Here is a 23,895-nt window from a genome sequence, read left to right as displayed (position 1 = left end):
AGGTGTGCAAGGAGGCTGACCTGTATGGAGGAAAAAGAACTGCTTCAGGAGCAGTATGGATTCCAACTGCAAAATTATCGGGTGACGGGCGCCAGCAAAGTGCTCGAAACCGACCAGGGCTTGTATTACATGTTTGAAGCGCCGGCAGGGTATCGATACAAAAGCAAATTCATCGAGAAAGTGCGCAAGCATCTGGAGCAGCAAAAAGACATTCGGATGCTCAAGCTGGTCAAGACGACGGGCGGGCAGCCCCATTTTGTCGAGGATGAACAGCTATACTACTTGTATCGGGGAGTGCGCGAGTCGGTTCCGGAAAATTCGTTTTACGCCAGCGGACAGTCGTTGGCGCAGTTCCATCAGGCGACGAAAAATTTTTCCGGCGAAAAACTGTTCATCCCGTACAGCTCGCTTGGAAACTGGCCGAGTACGTGGAGACGGAAATTGCGGCATTACAACGAGTACCGCGATGAACTGGATGAGTCCGATGCCGAGCTGACGCCGATGGATGAGCTGCTTTTGACTTGCTACACGTACGTGCATCAGCTTGGGGAAATATCTGTGCAATACTTGCTGGAAGCGGGCTACGACAAAGTCGTGAAAGAAACGGCAGGACTTGGAAAAGTAGCCTACCAAAATTTTGATCAAGGGTATATGCTATGGAATGAGAAGGATGTACGCCTGATGGCGGGAGAATGGAACTGGGTTCTCGACATGCGGGCTCGCGATCTTGGGCAATGGCTGAAAGCCGAAACGAAGCGCAACGGTTGGGACGACGAAGCCGTGATTCACTTTTTGGACGGCTACAACAGTGTTGCTCCGTTGCTGACAGGAGAGTACGCCGTCATTTACGCCCTCATGCTCTACCCTGGCCGTTTTTTGAAGCTCGTGGAGTCGTACAAGGAGCTTCCGCTGGAGGAGCGGCAGGAAGTAAACGCGGAAGGCTGGCAATCCCAACTGGAAGACGAGCTTGCGAAAATGGAAGAAGGACTCCGGCGCTATCCCCGTCTGGTCGCAGATCATTATGGCGTCACCATTCCACAAATCGATTGGCTGTGGAGGCAAAACAATGAGCAAGCCACAAGTATTCGTCACGAGGAAACTGACCAATGAAGTCATAGCCATGCTGGAGACGGTAGCCGATGTGAAGCAATGGGAGGAGGACACTCCTGTGCCGCGCGAAAAGCTGCTCGAAGAGATCGAGCACGCCGATGCGGTGCTGACCATGCTGACGGAACGGGTGGACGAGGAGCTTTTGGCTCGTGCCAAAAAGCTGCGAGTCGTCGCGAATATGGCTGTGGGCTATGACAATATCGATGTGCCTGCCTGCAAAAGACGCGGGATCGCGGTGACCAATACGCCAGATGTTTTGACGGAAGCGACCGCAGACCTGGCATTCGCCCTGCTGCTTGCGACTGGCCGGAGAGTGACGGAAGCCAACCGCTTTTTGCTCGCAGGCGAATGGACGTCATGGAGCCCGTACTTGATGGCGGGACAAAGCGTGTACGGAGCTACGCTTGGCATTATCGGCATGGGGAGAATCGGGGAAGCGGTCGCACAGCGAGCAGCCGGGTTCAACATGCGCATTTTGTACCATAACCGCAATCGCAAGGAAGAGGCGGAGGCCAAGACGGGAGCGCGGCTGGTTGGGCTGGAGGAATTGCTTCAGGAAGCGGATTACGTCGTGCTACTGACGCCGCTGACAGCGGAAACGAAGCACCTGATGGGAGCGCATGAATTTTCCCTGATGAAAAAATCGGCGGTCTTCGTGAACGTTTCCCGTGGCGGAACCGTCGATGAAGCCGCTTTGCATCATGCTTTGACCACTGGACAGATTTGGGCGGCGGGGCTGGACGTATTTGCCCAGGAGCCAGTTCCGCTCGATCATCCGCTTTTGGCGCTGAAAAATGTGGTGGCGCTCCCGCACATTGGCAGTGCCACGATCCAGACGCGCAATGAGATGGCGTCGCTGGCCGCCGCCAATATTGTCGCTGTACTGAGTGGAAAGGAGCCGTTGACCGCTTTATGAGTACCGTGTTGATCATCGTGGCGAGCCTTTTGCTGCTGGGGATTCTGGCCGCTTCCGCCGTCGCTTTGCATGTGACGTGGCGCTTGACGCATCCGGTGCGCAAACCGATTGACATGAACCCGGAGGACTTCGGGCTGGAAGCGGCGGAAGCGGTTGTTTTTCCCAGTCGGGAGACGAATATTTCGCTCTCGGGCTGGTATCATTCCGCTGCCCGAAACGGGCGCACGCCGAATGGCCGGACGCTGATTTTTGCCCATGGCTACAGCCAAAACAGGCAAGAGCCGCACCTTCCCGCTCTGGCGCTCGCAAGCAAGCTCGTTCAGGCGGGCTACGATGTGTTGATGTTCGATTTTCGCAACAGCGGGGAGTCAACTCCGGCTTTGACCACAATCGGTTTGCGCGAGCAGCATGACTTGCTCGGCGCGATTGATTTTGTGGCGGCGAAGCATCCCGAACAAACCATTGGACTCGTCGGTTTCTCCATGGGGGCGGCGACTTCTTTGCTCGTCGGGGGAAGAGATGCGAGGATTGCGGCTGTGGTGGCGGACTCTCCCTTTTATTCGCTCAGCGAGTATTTGGAAGAAAATTTGCCGCAATGGACGGGCCTCCCGCGCTTTCCTTTCAACTGGTTGATTTTGACGCTGAGTCCGGTTTTTCTCAGGGCGAATCCGCGTCATGTCAAGCCTTTTGAGATCGTTCGCCAAGCGAAAAAGCCGATCCTGTTCATTCATGGCACGGGAGATCATACGGTGCCTGCGGAAAACAGCAAGCGGCTGCACGCTCTGGCAGAAGACGAGGATTCGCAAATTTGGCTGGTGCCGCACGCCGGGCACGTACGCAGCTTTGCTTTGATTCCCGACGAGTACGCAGAGCGGGTCATCGCCTTTTTGGAAAGAGGCATGGCGAAAACGGGGCAAAGTGGCAAGGCATCGATCTTGGGAAAATGAAAAAAGCAGCTACGCGTAAGCGGGTAGCTGCTTTCATGGCTGTGCGCCTGGATTAGAATACTTGTTGAACTTCCTTGATGCCTGGGATTTCTTCCACCAGTGCACGTTCAATCCCTGCTTTCAGGGTAATGGTGGACGAAGGGCAGCTGCCGCATGCACCCATCAGGCGCAGCTTTACGATGCCTTCTTCTACGTCAACGAGTTGTACGTCACCACCGTCACGTTGCAGGTAAGGGCGCAGTTTATCGAGAACTTCTTGTACTTGATCCATCATATCCATGGTCGATTCACTCCTTTCCAACCTCTCCTTTATTATAATCGTACGCCGGTGATAAATCCATGGCTTACATGCCCTGTCGACACTTTCCTGGGAGAAGTATAATCAAAGTGGGCTGGCATGGACTTTTTGCAATAGCAGCATGTTATAATGAAAAAGCAAGTACTTCAACATAAGGAGTCAGATCTTCGTGAACGTATTTCGCAATGTGAAGGAACTGATTGGCAATACACCAATCGTCGAAATTACACAGTTTGAGCTTCCAGAAGGAGTGCGCTTGTTCGCCAAACTGGAATACTTTAACCCAGGTGGCAGCGTAAAAGACAGACTGGGCATGGAATTGATTCGCGCCGCTGAAGAGAGCGGCCAGCTGAAGCCAGGCGGCACCATTATCGAACCGACAGCAGGGAATACAGGGATTGGCGTAGCACTGGCCGCTGTAGGAACCGGCTATAAAGTCATTTTTTGCGTACCAGCCAAATTTTCCGAGGAAAAGCAAGAGTTGATGCGCGCACTGGGAGCCGAGGTTGTAAATACCCCGACTGAACTGGGGATCAAGGGAGCGATTGCCAAAGCACAAGAGCTGGCAGCATCGATTCCTGGCTCATTCGTGCCGCAGCAGTTCGCTAACCCGGCAAACCCTGACGCCCACTACAAGACGACAGGCCCTGAAATCTGGAGCCAGATGGACGGACAAGTAGACGTGTTCGTTGCAGGCGCCGGGTCTGGTGGTACGTTCATGGGGGCTGCCCGCTACCTGAAGGAGCAAAACCCGAACGTCAAAACCGTCATCGTGGAGCCAGAAGGTTCGATTTTGAACGGGGGAGAATCCGGTCCGCACAAAACGGAAGGGATCGGCATGGAATTTTTGCCGCCATTCATGGACACCAGCTATTTTAATGCGATTCACACGATTCTCGATGTGGAAGCATTTGATCTGGTCAAGCAGCTCGCAGCCAAAGAAGGCTTGCTCGTCGGAAGCTCTGCCGGAGCAGCGATGGCAGCAGCTTTGCGCGAAGCGAAAGAAGCAGCGCCGGGCACCAACATCGTCACGCTGTTTGCCGATGGCAGCGAACGCTATCTGAGCAAAAAAATCTACCAGGGAGGAATCTAAGATGCGCATTAAAACTCGTCTGATCCACGGCGGTATCGATGGAGATCCACATACAGGAGCGGTTTCCGTTCCGATTTACCAAGTGAGCACGTACAAACAGGAAGCGATTGGCGTGCACAAAGGCTTCGAGTACTCCCGCACAGGCAACCCGACGCGCCACGCGCTGGAAACGTACATTGCCGAGATCGAAGGCGGAGCGCGCGGCTTTGCTTTTGGCTCCGGGATGGCGGCTTTGTCCACGATTTTGTCTTTGTTCAGCAAAGGCGATCATCTTGTAGTGGGTGACGATGTGTACGGCGGTACATATCGCGTCGTAACTCGCGTATTTTCCCGCATGGGCCTGGAAGCAAGCTACGTCGACACGAGCAACCTGGAAGCGGTAGAGGCAGCCATTCGCCCGGAAACAAAGGCGATCATCATGGAAACGCCGACCAACCCATTGCTCAAAGTAAGCGACATCCGTGCGCTGGCAGACATCGCCAAAGCAAAAGGCGTGCTGCTCGTAGTCGACAACACGTTCATGACTCCATACTGGCAAAATCCGCTCGATCTGGGCGCAGACATCGTGTTCCACAGCGCAACGAAGTATTTGGGCGGACATAGCGATGTGGTCGCTGGTCTGGTCGTTGCAAAAGATGCGCAGCTTGGCGAAGACCTGCATTTCGTGCAAAATGCGATTGGCGGCGTCCTCGGCCCACAAGATTCCTGGCTGCTTCTGCGCGGGATGAAAACGCTCGGAATCCGCATGGAAGAGCATGAGCACAACGCCCGCACGATAGCAAAATGGCTGTCTGAGCGCAGCGACATCAAGCGTGTCATCTACCCTGGCTTGTCCAATCACTCCGGTCATGAGCTGATCCAAAAACAGGCTCGCGGCTTTGGCGGCATGATCTCCTTCGACGTTGGCAGCGCAGAGCGTGCCGATGAAGTTTTGGCGAAAGTGAAGTATTACACATTGGCAGAATCGCTCGGGGCAGTAGAAAGCCTGATCAGCGTGCCTGCTCGTATGACGCATGCTTCCATCCCGGCAGAACGCCGCGCCGAGTTGGGCATCACAGATGGACTGGTTCGCATTTCCGTGGGAATCGAAGATGTGCAAGACCTGATTGAAGATCTGGATCAGGCTCTGTCCTAAATCGCATAACGAATGCAACTCAGCTACGGACGGACTCGCGAGGAGGCGGATGAGATGAGTGTGGAAATCAAGGTATTCGGAACCGAACAGCTTTGCGCAAGCTGCGTCAATTTGCCATCTGCCAAAGAGACAGCAGAATGGTTGCAGGCTGCCCTTTCTCGCAAATACGGAAGCGACAGCATCCGCATCGTGTACAGCGACTTTCAACAGCCGCAGACAGACGATGACAAAAGCTGGGCGACACGCATCATTGAGGAAGATTTATGGTATCCGCTTGTCGTAATTTCCGGGGAAATTGTCGGCGAGGGAAATCCTAAGCTGAAAGATATTTACGAAAAGCTGGAAAGCATGGGGGTTGCCCCGGTAGCTGTCCAGACTGAGAGCGAATAAGCTATCGCCAAAAGCTCGACCAGTTGGATACAAGCCGATCAGATGAGAAGCATCTGGTCGGTTTTTTTTATGTTGATATGTTACTTTCCATTTCCTTCCGCGTCCATATTGGTATGACATGAAAAAAGGATGATTTTGACTATGCAAGGAAAACAGCTTGTTTTTAGCCTGCTGACGTGTACGCTTTGTCTCTCGGCTGTGCCAGTTGTGTCACCCGCTCTGGACATAGCCGCAGCGGCTGCTCCTGGTTATAAAATCACATACAAGCTCCCGGCTAATCCAGAGAAGTATTTGTTTTTGAATGTGCAGATGGTTTCGCTCGCGAACCCGCAGACGCCTGCGACAGTGCGGGAGTATCCGATCAAACAGTATTTGGTTGACTCGACGGGGAATCTCGACCATTACAAATTGGAGTTTGACGACAACCGAAAGTTTGTCACATCCAAAAAAGGCTTCCTGTGGAACTTTTATCAAATGATCGGGATTTTTCCGCCTGCGTATCCAGCGAGCGGGAAACTTGCTGAACTGGATCGGCAAATCGATACTTTGGATGGCTATTCCCCTGAAGGGCTACAGGCGAGGAAGGCGCGTGCCGAGCTGGAGCTGAACGCCCGAATACAGCCACTCATCCATGCCGGGTATGTCAAACCGGAGGAAATCGATGACGGGATTGCGACAAGGGAATTTGTCGCGACGGTGTTTTATCGTGCATTCAAAGATGTGCGTCCTTACCACGGAGGCATTGACCTGAAAGACTCGGAGAATGAAGCCGTGCGCTGGGCGGTGGAGAGTGGGCTGCCAGGTTTTCCCGTAGACAGCAAAGGATTTGTGTTCCCGCAGTCACCGCTCGATCTGGAACCAGGAGAGAAAAATTTCCCGGAGACGTATGCCTATGACCGTGTCTTTCAGTTTGTTCAGCTGATTTTGCCAGGGAAAAAGACAGCAAGCGGCTGGGCGTACTATCAAGTGAAGCTGCTGCCCGGAATGGCGCCTGTGCAGCCGCGAGAGATCATCTCGGTCAACGGCAAGCCTTTTGCAGAGGGAGCAGAGAACTACTCGATTGAACAGACGAACGAATACCAAAATGCCAGCAGAAAAATCGCCCAGCATTTCATTCAGCGCTTCCCGCAGTTGCTTGAGCAAGCGCGCAAAGATGCGCTGAAGCCGCGCGTCTGGGACTGGAGCCGGGACGTGATCCACCATCCGATATTCGCCAAGCAGGTCGCCGCCTACCGCAAAAACAAGAGCAGCCAAAACTTGAACGCTGTGTATCAGGCGGTGCGAGCGCACTATAATCTGAGCATTCGCCAAGACTCGGCTGCGAATGTGAAAAGCGTGCTCGACAACGTCAAGTAAGCCGTGGCACAGGCGCTTTTTTGCCTGCGGGGAAGGGAACAGCGCGAGAAAGCGGCGCACTTTCTGCAACTGGTTGCCCGCCCCTGCACAGAAAGTTTTTACCTCTTTGTTTTTGATTCGTAAACCGTTTGTAACGAATTAAGATGGGCTTCGTCCTATAGTTGTACATGAAGACAAGAACAACTTGGGAGGAAAAAACAATGAATAAAAAATGGATGAAGCCCGCTGCATTCCTCGTATTGGCAGGAGTAGTAGGAGTTGCAGGTTTGAATATGGCAGGAACGAAAGTGGCGCACGCTGATTCGGAAAAAGGCAAGCTGTTCGCAGCGGCAGCAGACTTGAAGCTCGACAAAAACACGTACGTCATCGATGTAAAGTCCGCCGATGTGAACGGCGACAAGGTTGAAGATAAAGTATTTCTGGTTGGACAAAAAGAAAAGGCAGACGACATCTACGCTTCCAACATGAACATCGTCGTACAAGATGGCAAATCGAAAGCGTACAGTACAACAGACCTCAAGGAACTGGGCGGCTACGAAGGCGAACTGACTCTCGTAGACTTTACCGGAGATCACGTAGCAGATGCGTTTGTAAAAACCGCAACGGGCGGCAGTGGTGGCATTTACAGCCACGTCATTGCCACTTTCGCAAACAACAAGCCCGCTGTCATTTTTGGCGAAAAGGAAAACGATGGTATCCACTACGAAGGCAAATTCGTGGATGGCTTTAAAGTAGAGGGCAAAGGCTCCAAGCTGGACAAGCCTCTGACCATTGACGTGAGTGCGAATCAGGACGTATATGTCGCAGCGAAGCTGTACGACAAAGCAGGCAAAGTGCAGGCAAACGGCGACGATGTAAACGTCTATTCGTATCCGTTCGGCTCGCTTACGCCAGTCGACATGGATGGAAACGGAACGTTTGAACTTGTAGGGGAACAGCGAATCGTGGGCATGAACAACACAGATACCGTGTCCCGCATCAACTCCGTATGGGGCTATCAGGGCGAGGGCAAATGGAACCCTTGGGAAGTGGAATACTCTACCTTCCTGATCAAGCATCCAGGCGAAGCGATCAACACAATGATCGGCAAATAACATACTTGCCTTGCCTATGCCACAACAGAGGGGGTGTCTCCAAAGTCGATTTTCCGACCAGGAGACGCTCCTTTTTTCGTGTGACAAAACTGACAAAACGTAGGGAAACTGTGGTTCGGGTTTTGGGCTTTTTTGTTCGTCTTTTTGGGGCGGCCCCTCGCTGCTTTTTCCCGGCCAAGAGGTGTTGGTGTTCTATCGTCCAGCGGTCGCACATATCCTTCTTTGGAAGAGCCCAAATCAAGGAGGACGAGCCGATGGAACAGCTAATCGCCCGCTTTTATGAATTGAAAGAAATCCAGAAGCAGGTAGAGGATGAGCTTGGCGCGCTGCGAAGCAAGCTGCTCGACGCTTACGCGGAAGCCGGAAGCGCCGAGGAAGGTGACTTCAAGCTGGTGATCAGCTACCAGGAGCGGCGAGACTACAGCGACGATCGCCTGTACAACTCTTTGCCCGACCCGTCTCTTTGGCGGCTCATGTCGCGGGCGGACACCGGGAAAATCGCCAGCCTGCTCAAGCTGAATGTGATTCACGAGAAGATACTGGAAGGCACATATGAGCAGAAAAAGGTGCCTGTGCTGCGGGTGCAGAAGTTGTGAGGGGGAATTTCCGTTAGGCAACAGCGAACGGTAAAAACAGTGTAATTTAAAAAGCGCACCATAAAAGGAACAGCAAAGCGGATAAGAGCTTATTCCAGCGCAATGAGCGTGTGAGAATAAGCTTTTTTTGTGTGGGCAAATAGGCGAGCGACGCCCTAGGCAGGGGTGCTCCCTCGACTTTCTTCTATAGCAATTCCTTATACCCATCCCCCTCCTCCCAACAAAAAAATGATACCCAATATAGATTGACAATTCTGATTTTTGTAAATAATATTAATTTAAATCGAATTACAGACATATTACAGAACGAAAAATGTCGAAAAGTCACTGTTTGACCGCTCGTTAAATTGGGTTTTATTGCCAAATCCTTTTCTCTTTACGAATAGCAGACTAATTAAAGAACAAGTAGAAGGTGATTAATTGAACCTAACATTCGCTGTCATTGGTCCCAGGTTGCTAGTCGAAGATATTTGCACCGTGCTCGCGGAGTTTCCGCATATCGAACCGATCAGGCTCATTTACGATTCGGAAAAGAGTGTGCGGGAGCTGCTCCAGGAATGCATGGAAGTTTACGATGTCTACTTTTTCAGCGGCGATGTGCCGTTCCTTCTCTCCCAAGACCTGATCCCGCCCCATTCGTGCTCGATTTTCATCCCCTTCGAAGGAACTGATCTGTACAGAGCGATCTTCCAGATTTATCGCCACTATCACTTTTTCCCGACCATCAGCTTTGACGGTATTCCAGCCAAGCACTTGCAAGAGTTTTTTGACGAGATTGAAGCGAAAGGAGTGCATTGGTTCTCGAAAAACATGGACGGCTTCCAAAATTCGGAGGAGCTGTACGAGCATCATCTGACGCTATGGCAAGAGGGCAAGGCGCAAGTCGTTGCCACCAGCATTCACTCCGTCTACGAGCGGTTGAAGGGCGAGCATGTCCCGGTCTTTTTCATCAAAAGCACGAAGCAGCTCATTCGCGACACGATCAATAAGGCACTGTGGCTGGCGCGGGATCAGAAAAAGCAGCTGGCGCAAATTACGGTGCTGCAATTTCGGATCGAGCCTGCCGAGGGCGAACAGCTTGGCGATGCGCTCGACAAATATCAAAAGAAAGTGACGGAGTTCAGCAAACGGCTGTTTGCGTCGATGACGAGCGCCGATCCGGGGCAGTACACGCTGTATACCACGCGGGGGATCGTGGAAAAAGTGACCAAAGACTTTTCCAGCTTTCCCGTCCTGAAAAACAGCAGCGGAGAGCTGGGAACGATGAACTTGGGCATCGGCATGGGCGAGACAGTCGAGCGGGCTTTGTACAATGCCAATCGCGCCGTCGAATTTGCTTTTCGCAACCCGGGCAACAGCGCCTATCTCATCGACGACCAGATGAAGGTGCTCGGTCCGCTCGGCACGCGCAACACGCTCGATTATTCCCTCATCGGCGAAGAACGGGGCGATTTTGTCTCGACGTCGATTCGCAAGCTGTTTTCCTGGCTCCAGCTCATCCAGAAAAACGAGGTGACGACACGGGAAATTAGCGTCGGGATGAACACGGGGGAGCGCAATGCAGCGAGGATGGTGCAGAAGATGAAGGAAAAAGGCATAGCCGAAGTCATCGGCACGGAATCGATGAGTCAGCGGGGCAGGCCGAGGCCGATTTATCGTATTGATTTGCACAAGCTGTCTCTGGAAGTAAAAGTGCGGCACGACCCGAAAGACGTTTAAAAGGAGGTTTGAGATGGCTGGCTATATCGTGAAGCGGTTTTTTGCGAGCATATTGACGATGTTTGTCCTCATCACGATCACGTTTTTTCTGATGCACGCCGTGCCGGGAGGGCCTTTCAGCCCGGCGGAGGAACGGAAAGTGCCCAAAAGCGTCATGGAAAAGATGGAGGAAAAATTCGGCTTGAATGAACCACTGAGCGTCCAGTACGTGAATTACTTGAAAAGCATTGCCCAGGGCGATCTCGGCTTTTCCTTCAAGCAGTCCGATGTGACGGTGAATGAATTGATCTCACGCGGCTTCCCTGTCTCGGCAAAAGTCGGGCTGGTGGCGATCGTCGTAGCGCTCATCGTCGGGATGCTGCTTGGCATTACGTCAGCGATCAAGCGCGGAAAATGGGCGGATTGGGCATCGATGATCTTTGCCACAGTCGGCATCTCCATTCCGAATTTCGTCATTACCGTGCTGATGCTGTTTCTGTTCGCCGTTGTCCTGAAGCTTTTGCCTACTTACGGATTATCGAGCTGGAAGCATTACATTTTGCCTGTCATCGGTCTTGCCTTTGGCCCGATCGCTTATATCGCCAGGTTGATGCGTTCCAGCATGCTGGAAGTGATGCGCCAGGACTACATTTTGACAGCGCGGGCCAAAGGCGTCCCGGAATACCGCGTCATTTTCAAGCACGCACTGAAAAACGCGATTATCCCGATCGTCACGTATTTGGGGCCGCTGGTCGCCGCCTTGTTAACGGGGAGCTTCATCGTGGAGCGCGTGTTTTCCATCCCGGGCATCGGCAGGGACTTCGTGACGGGCATCAGCGACCGGGATTACTCGGTTATTTTGGGGCTGACCGTCTTTCTCGGGCTTTTCATCATCGTGGCAAACTTTATCGTGGACGTTTTGTACGCGATTATCGACCGGCGGGTAAAAATCGAGGAGTAGGTGATGACGAACATGAATTACGCCTGGAAGGGGAGCGAGGGGGCCAATCTGCGCGGAGACAGGGAGCAGGAGTGGGCGGATATTCCCGATGAGGATTTCGCCAGACTGGACGCTGGCACGATGCAAAGCGAGACGATCTCGCGTCCGAGCAAATCGTACTGGCAAGACGCGTGGAGCCGTTTTCGGAAAGACCCGCTGGCGATGATCGGTTTGTGCACGATTGTGGTCATTGCCGTTGCGGCGATCGTCGGCCCGCTGTTTTCCGCGTACACGTACGATGGACAGGATATTGCCAATCAAAATCAGGGGCCGTCTGCGGAGCATTGGTTCGGAACGGACAAATTCGGGCGGGACATTTTCGTGCGTGCCCTGTACGGTGCGCAAATCAGCCTGACGATCGGGGTAGCCGCTGCGGCGATCAATCTCGTAATCGGCGTTATTTACGGCGGAATCTCCGGCTATCTCGGCGGCAAGGTCGACATGGTGATGATGCGGATTGTCGACATCATGATCGGCGTGCCCGAGCTGCTGTACATTATTTTGCTGATGATGTTCCTCGGCAATACGATCGAGAGCATCCTGATTGCGATGTCGCTGACGTACTGGATCGGGACGGCGCGGATGGTTCGCTCCCAAGTTATCACGCTCAAGCATCAGGAGTTTGTGCTGGCGGCGCGGGCTACCGGCTCGTCCAACATGCGCATTTTGTTCAAGCATCTGATTCCGAACAGCATGGGCCCGATTATCGTGACCGTTACGTTTCTCGTGCCGTCGGCGATCTTCACGGAAGCGTTTCTCAGCTTTTTGGGGATCGGGATTCAGGTGCCGATGGCAAGCTGGGGCACGCTCGTCAACGATGCGATTCCGACTTTGTTTACCCAGCCGTATCAGATGCTGTTCCCGGCACTCGCGATCAGCATTACGATGTTCGCGCTGAACTTCATCGGCGACGGCTTGCGCGATGCGCTGGACCCAAGGCTAAAGAAATAAAGGCGGGTGATAACGTGAAATTGCTCCAGGTAGAGAACTTGAAAACGACATTTCACATCGACGCAGGACAGGTGCAAGCCGTCCGCGGGATTTCCTTTCATGTGGAAAAAGGCGAGTCTATCGGCATCGTGGGGGAATCCGGTTCGGGCAAAAGCGTGTCGATGCTCTCCCTTTTGAAGCTGCTGCCGGACAACGCCACATTGACAGCGGACAACATCTTGTTTGACGGCGCGCAGATGGTCAATACGAGTCAAAAAGCGATGCGCAAAATGCTCGGGCGCGACATTGGCATGATTTTTCAAGACCCGATGACGTCGCTGAATCCGCTGTTTACCGTCGGCGAGCAAATCATCGAGCCGCTGCGCATTCACCAAAAGCTGTCGAAGGAAGCAGCGCGGCAAAGAGCGATCGAGATTTTGCGCATGGTGGAAATCCCCAGTCCCGAAAAGCGATTGAAGCAGTATCCGCACGAATTTTCCGGCGGCATGCGGCAGCGCGTCATGATTGCCATCGCCCTGTCCTGTTCGCCCAAGCTGCTGATTGCCGACGAGCCGACGACCGCGCTCGATGTGACGATTCAGGCGCAAATCCTCGATCTGATGCGCGACTTGAAAGACAAGCTGAACGTCTCGATTGTGATGATTACGCACGATCTCGGTGTAATTGCCAACATGTGCAACCGGATCATCGTCATGTACGGCGGCACGATTGTTGAGCAAGGAACGACTCGCGAAATTTTTTACAAACCGCGCCATCCGTATACGTGGGGGCTGTTGCGTTCCATCCCGCAGTTTACGGAAGGGGAAAAGAAAAAGCTCATCTCCATCCCGGGCAGCCCGCCCGATTTGCTCCGCCCGCCTGCCGGATGTGCCTTCACGTCGCGCTGTCCGTACGCGATGAAGGTTTGCGAAAAGCAGCCGCCGCAGTCCGTCGCGCTGTCTGAAACCCACCAGGCCGCCTGTTGGCTGATGCATCCAAAAGCGGCCAACCATATGCGGGAGGTGATCGGCTAATGGCAAAGCCCGCTTCGGCGCTGGTAGAAGTGCGGAATTTGAAAAAGCATTTCGAGGTGCAAAAGAGCTTCCTCGGCCGCAGCTCTACGCTGCTCAAGGCAGTAGACGACGTCAGCTTTACGATTTTCAGAGGGGAGACATTCGGACTGGTCGGAGAATCCGGGTGCGGCAAATCGACGATCGGCAGAACACTGTTGAAGCTGTACGAGCCAACTGCTGGCGAGATCATTTTCGACGGCCAACCAATCACCCGGCTCACGCATAAAGAAATGTTGCCCTACCGCAAAAAAATGCAAATGATTTTCCAAGACCCGTACGCTTCGCTCGACCCGCGCATGACGATCGCGCAGATTATCGGAGATCCGCTGGCGGTACATAACATTTATCGCGGAAAGGACCGAGTGGATCGGGTCAAGGAGCTGATCGAGCTGGTCGGATTGAAAGCGGATCACCTCAATCGGTATCCGCATGAATTTTCCGGGGGCCAGCGTCAGCGGATCGGGATCGCTCGCGCCCTGGCTGTCGAGCCGGAGTTCATTATTTGCGACGAGCCAATCTCTGCCCTGGACGTCTCGATTCAGGCGCAGGTCGTCAACATGCTGGAAGAGTTGCAGGAACGATTCGGGCTGACGTACTTGTTCGTCTCCCACGACTTGTCGATGGTTCGGCACATTTCCCACAAAGTCGGCGTCATGTACCTGGGGAGCCTGGTCGAATACGCGAGCGTGCACGATTTGTACACGAACATGCAGCATCCGTACACGCGGGCGTTGTTGTCTGCGGTACCGATTGCCGACCCGGACACGGCAGAAGGGAGCGAGCGCATCCACCTCCAGGGTGATGTGCCCAGCCCGCTGAATCCACCGAGCGGCTGTGCGTTTCGGACACGTTGTCCACATGCGCTGCACCGCTGCGCAGAAGAGAAGCCTGCTTTAAAAGACAGCGGCAACGGCCACCTCGTTGCTTGCCATTTGCTCGATTGACAGTCTTTTCGCCATCTTTTCGCTTTTCACCAGCGAGATATGAATGCCGTGTTTTCGGACGGCTCATATAAATGCAAAAAATGGGGGGACGAGTATGAAAAAGAGGTTGGGCATCGTTTTGGCGGCGCTACTTGCGATCACATCAGTCACAGCCGGATGTAGCAGCTCAGGCACGGCACCGCAGGGAGAGAATCAAGGACAGCAGACCGCGCCGAAAGCGGAGGGCGAGAAGCCTGCTGCCGAGCAAAAAATCATTTATGCCTTGAGCAAAGAACCGGAGGAGATGGACCCGACGCTGAACGTGTACGCGCGCTCGTCCATCGTGTTGCAAAACTTGTTCCGCGGTCTTTATAAAATCGATGAATCCGGAAAAAAGCCCGTGCCGTCACTTGCCGAAGGGTATGAGCTGGATGCGACAGGCACCAAGTACACTTTTAAAATCGACAAAAATGCCAAATGGTCTGACGGAAAGCCCGTAACCGCCCAAGACTTCGAGTATTCCTGGAAGCGTGTGCTCAATCCGGACGTCGCTTCCGGCGCGGCTTTTTACTTGTACTACATCAAAAACGGCAAGGCGTACAACGAAAAGCAAGCGAAAGCAGAAGATGTCGGCGTCAAGGCAGTCGATGAAAGCACGCTGGAAGTAACGCTGGAAAATCCGACTCCGTACTTCCTGGAGCTGTTGTGCGTTACCGCCTACTACCCGGTGCGTCAGGACGTAGTGGAAAAAGAAGGCTGGACCAAATCGCCCGAGACGTATTTGACGACAGGACCGTTCATGCTGACAGAGCTTCGCCCGAAAGAAAAATACGTCCTGAAGAAAAATCCGAACTACCTCGAAGCGGATAAAGTGAAGCTGGATACGCTGGAAATCGTGTTCATCGAGTCCACCGAAGCAGAGCTTGCCGCCTATACGAACGGCGAGATTCACGTGTCCGACAACATCAGCCCGGAAGGCATGAAGCAGTATCAAAGCACGCCTGATTTTTTCTCTGTTCCCCGGATCGGCATGCAATATTTTGATTTCAACGCATCCAAAAAGCCGTTTGATGACGCGAAAGTCCGCAAAGCATTCAGCATCTCGATCAATCGCGACCAGATCATCAAAAATATTGTGCAGTCTGTAGAGAAGCCTGCTTTCGGCATGGTGCCGTACGGAATCCCGGATGGGGTGCAAAAAGACAAGGAATACCGCGATGTCGTCGGCAACGTATTCAGCGAAAACGTCGACGAGGCGAAAAAACTGCTCGCCGAAGCAGGGTATCCGAACGGGCAAGGCATCCCGGAAATTACGATGATCGTCATGGCGAGCCAGTCGGACAAAGACATCGCCCAAGCGCTGCAAAGCATGTGGAAGCAAAATTTGGGAGTAGATGTCAACATCCAGACGTTTGAATCGAAAGTGTATTGGGACGAGATTGAAAACGGCAATTTCCACATCGCTTCTGACGGTTGGACAGGAGACTACCCGGACCCGATGACGAACCTCGACATCTTTGAAGGCGTGAATACAGCCGACGACCTGAGATGGAACAGCGCCGAATACGACCGTTTGCTGGAAGAAAACCGCAAAATCTCCGATCAGGCAAAACGGATGGAAAACTTCGCGAAGGCGGAAAAAATCTTGGCCGACGAAATGCCGCTGATGCCGATTCGCTTCTTTGAAGATCAGTTCCTGGCGAAGCCGAATGTCAAAGGCGTGCTGAAAAACTACATCGGCCACACCATTTTTGAATATGCGCATGTAGAATAACATTTCAACGGGGAAAGGGCCGGTAAGTGGAAGCTTGTCGGCCCTGCCTCAAGAGGGAGCCATGAAGATGAAGCCGATTATCGGTTTGACCACATTTTTGTCCGAACAGTCGAAGTACAGTACGGTAAGCCGAAACTACGTCGACTCGATTTACGCTGCGGGAGGCGTGCCGATCACGATTCCGATCGTAGAGGACAAGACAGATTACAGCGAGTACATAGACTTGGTAGACGGCATTTTGTTCACGGGCGGCAACGATATCGCGCCGTACTATTTTGGCGAAAATCCGCTGAAAGAGCTGCACTCGATGTCCTCGATCCGCGACGAATACGAACTCTCGCTTTTTCGCAAGGCGTATGAGAAAAACGTGCCGATTTTCGGGATATGCCGGGGCATTCAACTGATCAATGTCGCGCTGGGAGGCAGTCTCTATCAGGACATCTACAGCCAAATTCCCGGCGCTTTGGGGCACTCGCCGACGCAAACAGCCTCCGATGAACTGTACCATTCCATTCAAATCAGCAAACATACGCAACTGTATGATATCTTTGGAGAAGAGCGAATTTTCACCAATTCTTTCCATCACCAATCGGTCAAACAACTGGGAAAAAACCTGGTCGCGACGGCATTTTCCGAGGATGGGATCGTGGAGGCGCTCGAAAGCACGGAAGAGCGGTTTTTGCTGGGGGTTCAATGGCACCCGGAATGCATGACCAAACGACACCCGATGTTTCTGAAGCTGTTTTCTGCGTTTATTCAAGCATCGCTTGTCCACAAACAAAAGGAGGTATCGGCATGAAACTGTTTATCAGCGCGGATTTGGAAGGAGTAGCAGGCATCGTCAACTGGACGGAAGCCGACATCGAAAGCTCGTTTTCCAAATACTTTACCGAACAGATGACGAAAGAAGTGAATGCAGCCTGTGAAGCGGCGATTGCGGCGGGGGCAACGGACATTCTCGTAAAAGACGCGCACAGCACAGCGCGCAACCTCGATCCGTCCAAACTGCCTGAGCAGGTGAAAATTTTGCGGGGCTGGACGCGCGATCCGTATTCGATGATGGCAGGGCTGGACGAGAGCTTCGACGGCGTTTTGTTTATCGGCTACCACGCGGCGGCGGGGGCGAACGGCAACCCGCTGGCGCATACCATGAACATGCAAAACGAGTATGTCAAAATCAACGGAGAAATCGCCAGCGAGCTGCTGATCAACGTCTACATTGCCGCTTCCATGGGTGTGCCTGCGTTGCTGGTCACCGGAGACAAAATGATTTGCGAAGAAGCGCAGACGATCAACCCGCACATCAAGACCGTTCCCGTCAATGAAGGCATCGGCAACGCGGCTATCTCGATTCATCCGAATGTCGCTTTGCGACAAATCAAGGAACAGGTTCAAGCTGTACTTGCCGATGACTTGTCCAAATACAAGGTGCAACTGCCGGAAACGTTTCATGTCGAGATCGCTTTCCGCGAGCATTATTTGGCTTATCGCGGCTCTTTTTATCCAGGAGCCAAGCAGACGGGCGCCAAGACCGTCGAATTTGCGGCGGACGACTACATGGAAGTGTTGCGCTTTTTGTTTTTTGTTTTGTAAAACGCTGAAAACGAGCTGTTCCGGAGGCTTTGCGCCTAGCGGGACAGCTCGCTGATTCCTTTCCACGCCTGGCTCAACCGTTTGATGCCCTCCTCCATTTTGCTCTCATCCATCCCGGCAAACCCCATATAAATACGCGGATACTCTGACGCAGGCGGAGTCATCCACAGCTCGCTGACATCGTACACCTGCACACCGTTTTCCGCTGCCCGTTTTACAAGAGACGAAGCTGGCTCGCGCGTTTTCACCGTCAACTGGACATGCAGACCTGCATTGTGGCCGGAAATGGTGACGAGCTCGCCCAAATGAGCGTGAAGCAGCTCGATGAACCGATGATGCGCTTTTGCATATGTACGCCTGATCCGGCGAATATGACGGTACCAGTGGCCTTGTTCCATGAAAGCTTGCATGGCCCATTGATCGATCCTTGAAGGCCCCTGATACAAATATTGAATGCTTGGAAGTTTGCGGGCAAGCTCAGCGGGCAGCACCATGTAGCTCATGCGAAGCGCAGGAGAGAATACTTTGGAAAAAGTGCCCAGATAGACGACCCTTCCGGCGTGATCCAGCCCTTGCAGGGAAGGGATAGGCTTGCCGACATAGCGAAATTCGCCGTCGTAGTCATCCTCGATGATGAAGGCTTCGCTGGTGCGCGCCCATTGCAGCAAACGTTCCCGCTCCGGGTACGGGATGATGCTCCCCGTGGGAAATTGATGAGAAGGGGTAATATAGACGACTTGTGCCTGGGAACGAGCGACTTCGTCCAGAGAGATCCCTTTTTCATCGACGCCGATCGGTGTGACCCGATAGCCGCTTTGCAAAAAATGGTCGCGAACAGGGGCATAGCCAGGCTCCTCAAACGCGATATGATTCACACCTTGCAGGAGCTTGATCAAAATGGCGATGCTGTATTGAATCCCGGAGCTTACGACAATTTGTTCAGGGATGCAGCGAACCCCTCTTGAATGGCGCAAATAGGACGCGAGAACGGTACGAAACGAAAGCTCGCCCTGTGGATCGCCATAACTGCAAATTTTGTGTTGGGCATGATCCAGCGCATGGTGCAGCATCTTTCGCCAAAGGCGAAAAGGGAAGGTCTGTTCATGAATGGCTGAAGGGCGAAAATCGATCAGGGCGGAAGCAACTCCGGGCGCGAAAGGCAGCGATGACAGGTCTTTTTGGTCAACCATCTGTCTCGTTTGTGTCTGGGGCGGCTCTAACTGGAACGGACTGGCTACATACAGACCGGAGCGGGGCCTGCTGATCACATAGCCTTCTGTCACCAGCATCTGGTAGGCGGTTTCGACCGTCGTTTTACTGATGTGCATATGCTGCTGAAGCGATCGGATCGAAGGCAAGCGGGAGCCGTACGGCAAATCGCCGTTTTTAATCTGGTCGCGTATTTGCGTGTACACCTGTATGTACTGTGGCTCGGGAGCGTGACTGTTGATGGAAAGAGAAAGCATCTGACGACAAGCTCCTTTCGCATCTGTCTTTAAAAAATACTTCGAAACTGTCTCTTTTTGCAGGGGCAGTTCTAGTATAAATTGAGGGAGGATTCCCTTCAACAAAAAAGGGAGGAAGAAAGCTGGAGCGGAGGATGACCGATGATATTGACGAGAGAAGAACAAAAAGCGTATGTAAAACGTCTGGGCATAGCGGATATTTCAGCTCCGACCAAATCGTACTTGTTTGAATTGCAAAAAGCGCATGTACACAAGCTGCCCTGGCAGACGCTCGATATTTTTGCGGGAAAGCCAACCACTATCGATCCGCGTGAAACCGTCCAGATGGTGATAGCAGGCCGGAGCGGTTATTGCTTTCATCTAAACGGGGCGTTTGCTGCGTTGCTTCGTTCGTTGGGATATAAAGTTTCCATGCATCGGGCAGGTGTTCAGCCGCTGGGAGAATCGCCGCGGGTCAACTCGTTCCACCTCGGTTTGACTGTCCAACTCACAAATGATGCGGGAGAAGAGGAAAACTGGCTGGTCGATGTCGGCCTCGGAGACATGCCTGTGGAACCGTTGCCGATGCGCTTTGGCGTCTATGAGCAAACTCCGTACACCCACAAGCTCCTGCCGTCGAGTGTTGCGGCTGGGGGATGGCGTCTGGATCACGACCCCGAGGCCAATTTTGCCGGAGTAGACTTTGCTCCCGAAGTTGTCGAGGACATTCGTGTATTCCAGCCCAATCACGAGCATTACTGTCATTCCGCTGATTCTCCGTGGATCAACCTGTTTCTCATCCGAAACCGGAGCGAGCAGGCGTCCAACGAGCTGCGGGGGTGCATCTGGCGAAAGCATGACAAAGACGGCATCCGCAAGACGGAGATCGAATCGAAAGCCATGTGGCTCGAATTGCTGGGAGACATCTTTGGCGAGCATCTCGTTCATTACAACAGTCTGGAACGGGACGCGATTTGGCAAAAAGTGTGCGCGAAGCATGAAGAGTGGAAAAGGGCGCAGGAGCGAGAGGCTGGGCGGACGGAGACGACTATGTAAGCAGCACGAATACGGCATCCGAAATCCCCTGCCTATCCTCGATCATAGCCCCACAACCCACCGTAATCAATGTTTCTTGACCAATCAGGCGGACACATCGTTTGGATACGTTCATTCATTTGAACATTCACGCCTTTTCAGCATGCATGACACAAAAAGAAAACCTGTTTGACCAACTGGCCAACAGGCTTGCATGTTATCCCATATGTTTTTTGTACATCCAGAGCTGACCGCTTTTGATGACGCGTGCCATCTGGCCGACCAGAGACATTTTCCCCATGCTGGCAAAGCCCTCTTTTTTGCCGAGGGAGCCGAGGAAGCCCTTGTGCTTGAGCGCTGGCAGCGAGGCAGGGTATTCTTCGCCCTTGATGTCTTTTTTCAGCATCATGGCGATTTGGTCACCTTGAATCTCGGCTGTCTGGGCGCTCGGCGCAATGATCGTGCTCGCACAGTCGCCTACGACGTAAACGTTTGTATGGGTAGGAATCTGGTGATACTGATTTAACTTGGCGCGTCCGATGTTGTCTGTCTCAATCGGCAGGGAGCGAATGATGCGATTGGCCTGAATACCGGCTGTCCACACGATGACATCGCTTTGAACCGGCTGGTTGTGGTTGTACACCACTCCCGGTTCGATTCCTGTTACACAAGCCATGGAGACAAGCTGAACCTCATGCTCGATAAACCATTGGGAAGCGTATTCCTGCAATTTTTTCGGGAATGGGCTCAAAATGCTTGGGCCGCGGTCGATGATGCGCACGTTCAGGTCGGGACGGCTTTCGCGCAGTTCTGCTGCCATTTCCACACCGGAAAGTCCACCACCCACAACGGTAACCGTACCATATGGATTCACATTATTGATTGCCATGTATGTGTTGCGGGTAGCTCCCATGGATTGGATCGAGCAAGTAAACTGCTCTGCACCAGGTATGTCATGGTAGCGATCCTCACAGCCCAATCCGATGACGAGCCAATCGTACGAGAGGGCGTCCCCGTTTGCAAAATTGACGACCTGCTCGTCCAAATCCACTTCGCTGACTTCGCCGTATTTGACAGTCAGGCGCGGATCGTTTGGAAAATTAACTCGCAAGTGAGATTCTGGCGTAGTACCTGCTGCCAGAGCGTAGTACTCCGTTTTCAAGCCGTGAAACGGCATACGGTCTACGAGGGTAATAAACACGTCGTCTGGTAAATCAGGGGACAGGACTCGCTCGATAATACGAAGACCCCCGTATCCTCCACCAAGGATCACAAGTCGTTTCATAGAAGGTCTAGTCCTTTCTTCTGTCCGTTTTTTACAGCACCCATTCTATTTTTAGTCTCTTTCCGTAAAAATGCAAGCAGAATCTTTTTCCCGTTTTCTCCGCTGGATTTTTGCAAAAGTCGCGGTACAATAAAGTACGTGACGATGTTGGAATAATCGGTAGGTGAAGATAGATGAAACCTTTGGTAGAATTTTGCGCGAGCAACGTATCTTCCTACACACAGCCTGTCGTGGACGCTCTGGAAAACGACCCCGAGCTGGACGTCGATGTTCTTGAATACGGCTGTCTCGGCTATTGCGGAGAGTGCTACATGGAGCCGTTTGCCCTGGTAAACGGAACGCTTTTGCAAGCTCCGTCGGCCGATGAATTGCTTGTAAAAATCAAGAACTACTTGCGGGAGGAAGAAGAGCTGCTGAATGCAGACTTTCCTCTATAAGCTGTTTTCTTAGGATGTTCATTGAAGCCCGCGAAAAAACGCGTGTGTACGGAAATAAAAAAGAAGCTGATGTCCCACGACGCGACGGTCGGGCATCAGCTTCTTGCCGTTTTTAGTGTTCTTTGATGACGTTGTAGAACGTATCGCGTTCCAGGGCGCGTTTGCCAGCGCCTTTGATCAGCCAGACGAGCTCGTCAACCGTCAAGGCTTGCTGGGTGAGTGCTCCGGCCGAGTGGCTGATGCGCTCTTCAATCAAAGTGCCGTGCGCATCGGAAATACCCATAGTCAGCGACAGTTGCGTCAGCTGTGTACCGATATTAATGAAGTAAGCTTTGATGTGCTGGAAATTGTCCAGCATGAGGCGGCTGATTGCCATTGTTTTCAGGTCGTCGATGGCAGAGTTGCGGCGTTTGATGCCGGCAGTTGCCTTGATCGGCTGAACAGCGAGCGGGATGAATACCATGAAGCCGTTTGTATCGTCTTGCAGCTCGCGGAGGCGCAGCATGTGAATGACGCGCTCCTCCAAAGTTTCAATGGAGCCGTACAGCATGGTTGTATGTGTCCGGAAGCCAAGCTCATGAGCGGTGCGGTGAACTTGCAGGTACATGTCTGTGCTCGCTTTTTCCGGGCTCATTTTCATCCGGTAGCGCTCTGTCAAAATTTCGGCGCCGCCGCCAGTCAGCGTTTCCAGACCTGCTTTTTTCAGTTCGAGCAAAACTTCGCGAATGGACAGACCGGAGATGCGGGAGAAAAACTCGATCTCTGCACCTGTGTAGGCTTTCATGGTGACATCCGGGTAAGCTTGCTTCAGGATGCGCACGTTGTCGAGATAGTATTCAAACGGCTTGTGCTGATTGTGGCCGCCCACGATGTGAAATTCACGAATCCCTGGATGAAAGCGGGTTTCAACATAATGAAGCAATTCTTCTTTGCTCATTGTGTATGCGCCCTCGTCGCCTTCATCACGACGGAATCCGCAAAATCTACAGTGAGCTTCGCAAACGTTTGTCGGATTGATGTACATGTTTTGCAAAAAGTAGACTTTATCTTCGTTTTTGCGGTAATTGACGACATTTGCCAATTGTCCGATCGTCAAAAGATCGTTGGAGTTAAAGAGAGTAACGCCGTCTTCCAAAGTGAGGCGTTCGCCGTGCATGACTTTTTCCGCGATTCCGGCGAGCGATTTGTCTTGGATGGCAATGGTTTCAAGCGCCATTCCAAACACTTCCTTTCTAGGTCGAGTGGTAAGGGATAAGAGCTGTTCGTCCAGGCCATGCCCAATCAGAAACGTTCCTTGGGGGTGGAGAAAGCTCAATAAAAAGGGAAAATCTCGGGCAACAAGGCATCTATATTATAAACCTGTTAGTATGTACGAACAATAAGATAAGTTCTCCAACTGTTTGCTGTAAAATTCTAACATTTATCGTCATATTTTTGTTGCATTTTTGGGGGAATGTGGGAAATTTTGTTTGCGAAATGATGGCCGTTCTTGTAAAATATAGTAAGAAAGCCTGATCTACTATTAGGAGGAGCTTCATAATGCGGGACGTTTTGCTCGAAAAAATCGAACTCCTTCGACAGCGTATGGTAATTATGGGGTTAGAGGTTGGGTTGGATCATCCAGAAGTCCTAGAATACAGTATGCAAATTGATCAACTACACAACGAACTGAACCAGATAGATCATAATCTGTCTAAGGTAGGCCGAAAGAAGACGTATCGTTTTTATTTAACCGAGAACAATGCCTTTTTTGCATAAGGAGGGGGA

At 52.5% G+C, this 23,895-nt stretch carries 24 protein-coding genes; 20 read left to right on the top strand and 4 right to left on the bottom strand.

The genetic code is table 11. The annotated features are described in order from the left end of the window. The first annotated feature begins 24 nt into the window (after positions 1-24). From DEP07_RS13485 to DEP07_RS13475, 3 genes are read left to right on the top strand one after another with little or no spacing between them, the layout of a single operon-like run. Positions 25-1,110, top strand: a complete 1,086-nt coding sequence (locus tag DEP07_RS13485; protein ID WP_274874328.1) for a hypothetical protein — start codon at positions 25-27, stop codon at positions 1,108-1,110. Beyond that, positions 1,067-2,026: a 2-hydroxyacid dehydrogenase gene (locus DEP07_RS13480; protein WP_287102602.1), complete on the top strand. Its 960-nt coding sequence runs from the start codon at positions 1,067-1,069 to the stop codon at positions 2,024-2,026. Before DEP07_RS13485 ends, DEP07_RS13480 begins: the two co-directional genes overlap by 44 nt. Further along, entirely contained in the window at positions 2,023-2,973 is a 951-nt protein-coding gene (locus tag DEP07_RS13475; RefSeq protein WP_217022246.1) for an alpha/beta hydrolase, read from the top strand. The genes DEP07_RS13480 and DEP07_RS13475 overlap by 4 nt, the downstream gene beginning before the upstream one ends. Before the next feature lie 52 nt (positions 2,974-3,025). Here DEP07_RS13475 and DEP07_RS13470 read toward each other — a convergent pair whose 3' ends face one another. After that, complete coding sequence (locus DEP07_RS13470) at positions 3,026-3,247, bottom strand: NifU family protein (protein ID WP_122964743.1); 222 nt, start codon at positions 3,245-3,247, stop codon at positions 3,026-3,028. Between the two features lie 193 nt (positions 3,248-3,440). On the opposite strand from DEP07_RS13470, the gene cysK reads away from it, so the two are divergent. From cysK to DEP07_RS13400, 14 genes are all read left to right on the top strand, one after another. After that, entirely contained in the window at positions 3,441-4,364 is a 924-nt protein-coding gene (cysK, locus tag DEP07_RS13465) for a cysteine synthase A (RefSeq protein ID WP_063227383.1), read from the top strand. A gap of 1 nt (position 4,365) precedes the next feature. After that, on the top strand, positions 4,366-5,499 hold the full coding sequence (locus tag DEP07_RS13460) for a bifunctional cystathionine gamma-lyase/homocysteine desulfhydrase (RefSeq protein WP_063227384.1): 1,134 nt from the start codon (positions 4,366-4,368) through the stop codon (positions 5,497-5,499). Between the two features lie 54 nt (positions 5,500-5,553). After that, positions 5,554-5,889, top strand: coding sequence for a YuzD family protein (locus tag DEP07_RS13455; protein WP_063227385.1), 336 nt, complete (start codon positions 5,554-5,556; stop codon positions 5,887-5,889). A gap of 141 nt (positions 5,890-6,030) precedes the next feature. Continuing rightward, positions 6,031-7,245, top strand: coding sequence for a hypothetical protein (locus DEP07_RS13450; protein WP_287102601.1), 1,215 nt, complete (start codon positions 6,031-6,033; stop codon positions 7,243-7,245). Between the two features lie 200 nt (positions 7,246-7,445). After that, entirely contained in the window at positions 7,446-8,339 is an 894-nt protein-coding gene (locus tag DEP07_RS13445) for a hypothetical protein (RefSeq protein WP_287102600.1), read from the top strand. A gap of 254 nt (positions 8,340-8,593) precedes the next feature. Further along, positions 8,594-8,935: a hypothetical protein gene (locus DEP07_RS13440; protein WP_122964514.1), complete on the top strand. Its 342-nt coding sequence runs from the start codon at positions 8,594-8,596 to the stop codon at positions 8,933-8,935. A gap of 420 nt (positions 8,936-9,355) precedes the next feature. Next, positions 9,356-10,654: a hypothetical protein gene (locus DEP07_RS13435; protein WP_141254219.1), complete on the top strand. Its 1,299-nt coding sequence runs from the start codon at positions 9,356-9,358 to the stop codon at positions 10,652-10,654. Between the two features lie 13 nt (positions 10,655-10,667). Continuing rightward, entirely contained in the window at positions 10,668-11,594 is a 927-nt protein-coding gene (locus DEP07_RS13430) for an ABC transporter permease (RefSeq protein ID WP_122964516.1), read from the top strand. A gap of 120 nt (positions 11,595-11,714) precedes the next feature. Further along, on the top strand, positions 11,715-12,584 hold the full coding sequence (locus DEP07_RS13425) for an ABC transporter permease (protein WP_122964744.1): 870 nt from the start codon (positions 11,715-11,717) through the stop codon (positions 12,582-12,584). A gap of 14 nt (positions 12,585-12,598) precedes the next feature. Next, positions 12,599-13,597, top strand: a complete 999-nt coding sequence (locus tag DEP07_RS13420; protein WP_122964517.1) for an ABC transporter ATP-binding protein — start codon at positions 12,599-12,601, stop codon at positions 13,595-13,597. Then, positions 13,597-14,580, top strand: a complete 984-nt coding sequence (locus tag DEP07_RS13415; protein WP_063227392.1) for an ABC transporter ATP-binding protein — start codon at positions 13,597-13,599, stop codon at positions 14,578-14,580. Before DEP07_RS13420 ends, DEP07_RS13415 begins: the two co-directional genes overlap by 1 nt. A 94-nt stretch (positions 14,581-14,674) precedes the next feature. After that, positions 14,675-16,333: a peptide ABC transporter substrate-binding protein gene (locus DEP07_RS13410; RefSeq protein WP_173599624.1), complete on the top strand. Its 1,659-nt coding sequence runs from the start codon at positions 14,675-14,677 to the stop codon at positions 16,331-16,333. Positions 16,334-16,394: 61 nt separating this feature from the next. Further along, on the top strand, positions 16,395-17,132 hold the full coding sequence (locus DEP07_RS13405; RefSeq protein ID WP_217022251.1) for a gamma-glutamyl-gamma-aminobutyrate hydrolase family protein: 738 nt from the start codon (positions 16,395-16,397) through the stop codon (positions 17,130-17,132). Next, positions 17,129-17,926 carry a M55 family metallopeptidase gene (locus DEP07_RS13400; protein ID WP_173596757.1) on the top strand — a complete coding sequence of 266 codons (798 nt, stop codon included), beginning with the start codon at positions 17,129-17,131 and terminating at the stop codon, positions 17,924-17,926. Before DEP07_RS13405 ends, DEP07_RS13400 begins: the two co-directional genes overlap by 4 nt. Positions 17,927-17,961: 35 nt before the next feature. Here DEP07_RS13400 and pdxR read toward each other — a convergent pair whose 3' ends face one another. Beyond that, a complete protein-coding gene (gene pdxR / locus DEP07_RS13395) occupies positions 17,962-19,392 on the bottom strand; it encodes a MocR-like pyridoxine biosynthesis transcription factor PdxR (RefSeq protein ID WP_242774481.1) in 1,431 nt (476 codons plus the stop codon). 141 nt (positions 19,393-19,533) lie between these two features. Here pdxR and DEP07_RS13390 point away from each other — a divergent pair, with 141 nt between their 5' ends. Beyond that, positions 19,534-20,427 (top strand): arylamine N-acetyltransferase family protein, encoded by an 894-nt coding sequence (locus DEP07_RS13390; protein WP_287102599.1) that lies wholly within the window; start codon positions 19,534-19,536, stop codon positions 20,425-20,427. Between the two features lie 196 nt (positions 20,428-20,623). Here the strand turns inward: DEP07_RS13390 and DEP07_RS13385 are convergent, their stop codons facing one another. Continuing rightward, positions 20,624-21,691, bottom strand: a complete 1,068-nt coding sequence (locus DEP07_RS13385; RefSeq protein ID WP_122964523.1) for an NAD(P)/FAD-dependent oxidoreductase — start codon at positions 21,689-21,691, stop codon at positions 20,624-20,626. A gap of 173 nt (positions 21,692-21,864) precedes the next feature. Between DEP07_RS13385 and DEP07_RS13380 the strand changes: the two genes are divergently transcribed. Next, positions 21,865-22,128, top strand: coding sequence for a DUF1450 domain-containing protein (locus DEP07_RS13380; protein WP_173596760.1), 264 nt, complete (start codon positions 21,865-21,867; stop codon positions 22,126-22,128). A 112-nt stretch (positions 22,129-22,240) separates the two neighbouring features. On the opposite strand, the gene mqnE is transcribed toward DEP07_RS13380, so the two are convergent. Continuing rightward, positions 22,241-23,344, bottom strand: coding sequence for an aminofutalosine synthase MqnE (gene mqnE / locus DEP07_RS13375; protein ID WP_173596761.1), 1,104 nt, complete (start codon positions 23,342-23,344; stop codon positions 22,241-22,243). 323 nt (positions 23,345-23,667) lie between these two features. Between mqnE and DEP07_RS13370 the strand changes: the two genes are divergently transcribed. Then, positions 23,668-23,886, top strand: a complete 219-nt coding sequence (locus DEP07_RS13370) for an aspartyl-phosphate phosphatase Spo0E family protein (RefSeq protein WP_063227402.1) — start codon at positions 23,668-23,670, stop codon at positions 23,884-23,886. Positions 23,887-23,895: the final 9 nt, after the last annotated feature.

This window comes from Brevibacillus sp. (assembly GCF_003521185.1).
Taxonomy (GTDB): domain Bacteria; phylum Bacillota; class Bacilli; order Brevibacillales; family Brevibacillaceae; genus Brevibacillus; species Brevibacillus parabrevis.
The sequence above is the reverse complement of the archived record's forward strand: the minus strand, read 5'-3'. Positions and strand labels throughout refer to the sequence as shown.

What these genes read in the sequence shown, in the direction of transcription:
- DEP07_RS13415 (WP_063227392.1), top strand. Translation starts at nt 13,597, where the DNA reads ATGGCAAAGCCCGCTTCGGCGCTGGTAGAAGTGCGGAATTTGAAAAAG.
- DEP07_RS13440 (WP_122964514.1), top strand. Translation starts at nt 8,594, where the DNA reads ATGGAACAGCTAATCGCCCGCTTTTATGAATTGAAAGAAATCCAGAAG.
- DEP07_RS13475 (WP_217022246.1), top strand. Translation starts at nt 2,023, where the DNA reads ATGAGTACCGTGTTGATCATCGTGGCGAGCCTTTTGCTGCTGGGGATT.
- DEP07_RS13460 (WP_063227384.1), top strand. Translation starts at nt 4,366, where the DNA reads ATGCGCATTAAAACTCGTCTGATCCACGGCGGTATCGATGGAGATCCA.
- DEP07_RS13430 (WP_122964516.1), top strand. Translation starts at nt 10,668, where the DNA reads ATGGCTGGCTATATCGTGAAGCGGTTTTTTGCGAGCATATTGACGATG.
- DEP07_RS13385 (WP_122964523.1), bottom strand. Translation starts at nt 21,691, where the DNA reads ATGAAACGACTTGTGATCCTTGGTGGAGGATACGGGGGTCTTCGTATT.
- DEP07_RS13400 (WP_173596757.1), top strand. Translation starts at nt 17,129, where the DNA reads ATGAAACTGTTTATCAGCGCGGATTTGGAAGGAGTAGCAGGCATCGTC.
- DEP07_RS13410 (WP_173599624.1), top strand. Translation starts at nt 14,675, where the DNA reads ATGAAAAAGAGGTTGGGCATCGTTTTGGCGGCGCTACTTGCGATCACA.
- DEP07_RS13445 (WP_287102600.1), top strand. Translation starts at nt 7,446, where the DNA reads ATGAATAAAAAATGGATGAAGCCCGCTGCATTCCTCGTATTGGCAGGA.
- DEP07_RS13405 (WP_217022251.1), top strand. Translation starts at nt 16,395, where the DNA reads ATGAAGATGAAGCCGATTATCGGTTTGACCACATTTTTGTCCGAACAG.
- DEP07_RS13370 (WP_063227402.1), top strand. Translation starts at nt 23,668, where the DNA reads ATGCGGGACGTTTTGCTCGAAAAAATCGAACTCCTTCGACAGCGTATG.
- DEP07_RS13380 (WP_173596760.1), top strand. Translation starts at nt 21,865, where the DNA reads ATGAAACCTTTGGTAGAATTTTGCGCGAGCAACGTATCTTCCTACACA.
- pdxR (WP_242774481.1), bottom strand. Translation starts at nt 19,392, where the DNA reads ATGCTTTCTCTTTCCATCAACAGTCACGCTCCCGAGCCACAGTACATA.
- DEP07_RS13485 (WP_274874328.1), top strand. Translation starts at nt 25, where the DNA reads ATGGAGGAAAAAGAACTGCTTCAGGAGCAGTATGGATTCCAACTGCAA.
- DEP07_RS13450 (WP_287102601.1), top strand. Translation starts at nt 6,031, where the DNA reads ATGCAAGGAAAACAGCTTGTTTTTAGCCTGCTGACGTGTACGCTTTGT.
- DEP07_RS13480 (WP_287102602.1), top strand. Translation starts at nt 1,067, where the DNA reads ATGAGCAAGCCACAAGTATTCGTCACGAGGAAACTGACCAATGAAGTC.
- DEP07_RS13425 (WP_122964744.1), top strand. Translation starts at nt 11,715, where the DNA reads ATGCAAAGCGAGACGATCTCGCGTCCGAGCAAATCGTACTGGCAAGAC.
- DEP07_RS13455 (WP_063227385.1), top strand. Translation starts at nt 5,554, where the DNA reads ATGAGTGTGGAAATCAAGGTATTCGGAACCGAACAGCTTTGCGCAAGC.
- mqnE (WP_173596761.1), bottom strand. Translation starts at nt 23,344, where the DNA reads ATGGCGCTTGAAACCATTGCCATCCAAGACAAATCGCTCGCCGGAATC.
- DEP07_RS13390 (WP_287102599.1), top strand. Translation starts at nt 19,534, where the DNA reads ATGATATTGACGAGAGAAGAACAAAAAGCGTATGTAAAACGTCTGGGC.
- DEP07_RS13470 (WP_122964743.1), bottom strand. Translation starts at nt 3,247, where the DNA reads ATGATGGATCAAGTACAAGAAGTTCTCGATAAACTGCGCCCTTACCTG.